Source organism: Pseudomonas sp. AM4(2022) (genome assembly GCF_036346515.1).
GTDB lineage: Bacteria > Pseudomonadota > Gammaproteobacteria > Pseudomonadales > Pseudomonadaceae > Aquipseudomonas > Aquipseudomonas paracarnis.
Genome location: NZ_JAOTNW010000054.1, coordinates 1 through 1,668 on the forward strand (window position 1 = coordinate 1; position 1,668 = coordinate 1,668).

Consider the following 1,668-nt stretch of genomic DNA (forward strand, 5'->3'; position numbering starts at 1 on the left):
GGCCCTGCCCAAGCCCGAGGCAGCGGGTGGTGAGTATATCGCGCCACTGACTGAACGGGAGCAACAGATCGCTGCGATCTGGGCCGAAGTGCTCGGTGTTGAACGTGTCGGCCTCAATGACCACTTCTTCGAACGCGGCGGGCATTCGCTGATGGCCACCCAGGCCGTCTCGCGCATCCGTCATGGCCTGGGCCTCGATGTGGGCTTGAAAGCCCTGTTCGATCAGCCGGTGCTGGGCCTTTTTGTCCGTAGCCTGACCCAGGCACACGTTGAAAGCAGCCGTATGGAGCGCGTCGAACGTGAGCAGCCGCTGGGGCTGTCCTATGCGCAGGAGCGCCAATGGTTCCTGTGGCAACTGGCCCCCCGCAGCGCGGCCTACCATGTACCCCGCGCGTTGCGCCTGAAAGGGCAACTCGACCGCGACGCCCTGCAGCGCGCCTTCGATACATTGGTCGCGCGCCACGAAAGCTTGCGTACCCACTTGCAGCAGGATGCCGGCCGCACCGTGCAAGTGATCAGCCCGCCAGCAAGGGTCGAGCTCGCCTTGGCGGACGCCGATGAAGCGAGTCTGAAAGCCCAGGTAGAAGCGAGCATCACCCAGCCATTCGACCTGCGCCAGGGCCCGCTTATGCGTGTCAGCCTGTTGCGCCTGGCGCAAGACGAACATGTGCTGGTGCTGGTGCAGCACCACATTATTTCCGATGGTTGGTCGATGCAGGTGATGGTCGATGAACTGGTCCAGCTTTATGCCGCCTACAGCCGAGGCGAAGGGCTGCAACTGCCGGCGCTGCCGATCCAGTACGTCGATTACGCGCTGTGGCAGCGTAGCTGGATGGAAGCGGGCGAGAAAACTCGCCAACTCGATTACTGGCGTGAAGTATTGGGTGGCGAGCAACCGGTGCTGGAACTGCCATTCGATCATCAGCGCCCGGCAGTGCCGACCCATCGTGGTGCACGCTTGAACATCCCGTTGCCAATACCGTTGCTCGACAGCCTCAAGGCCCTGGCCCAGCGCGAGGGTGTGACGCTGTTCATGCTGTTGCTGGCGTCCTATCAGATGTTACTGCATCGCTACAGTGGCCAGCCGGATATTCGCGTCGGCGTGCCGATTGCCAACCGCAACCGGGTCGAGACCGAGCGCCTGATCGGCTTCTTCGTCAACACCCAGGTGCTCAAGGCCGAGATCGATGGGCACACCACCGTCAGCCAGTTGCTGGCCCAGGTCAAGCGGCGCGCGCTCGAAGCCCAGGCCCATCAGGACTTGCCCTTCGAACAACTGGTCGAGGCGCTGCAGCCCGAGCGCAGTCTCAGCCTGAGCCCACTGTTCCAGGTGGCGTTCAACCACCATATCAGCCTAGCCGGCCAGCATTTGCAACGCCTGGGCCAGCTTGAAGTCAGTCCTGTGAGCTGGGACGAGGCGGTCGCGCAATTCGACCTGACCCTGGACATCGAAGAGTCCCGGGAGCAGTTAAGTGCCTCGCTGAGTTATGCCACCGACCTGTTCGAGGCCGCGACCATCAAGCGTATGGCACGCCATTGGCAGAACCTGTTGCAGGCAATGGTTGCCGATCAGCAGCAGAACATTGGGCAGTTGCAGTTATTGGACGACGAAGAGCAGCAACATATTATCCAGCTGTGGAACCAGACCGACGCCGGCTTCTCGGCCGC

The 1,668-nt window shown here is 62.2% G+C and carries 1 protein-coding gene; it reads left to right on the forward strand.

The window, feature by feature from the left end; translation table 11 throughout:
• A partial coding sequence (locus tag ODQ19_RS27905) for a condensation domain-containing protein (RefSeq protein ID WP_330211826.1) occupies positions 1-1,668 on the forward strand: 1,668 nt, incomplete at both ends.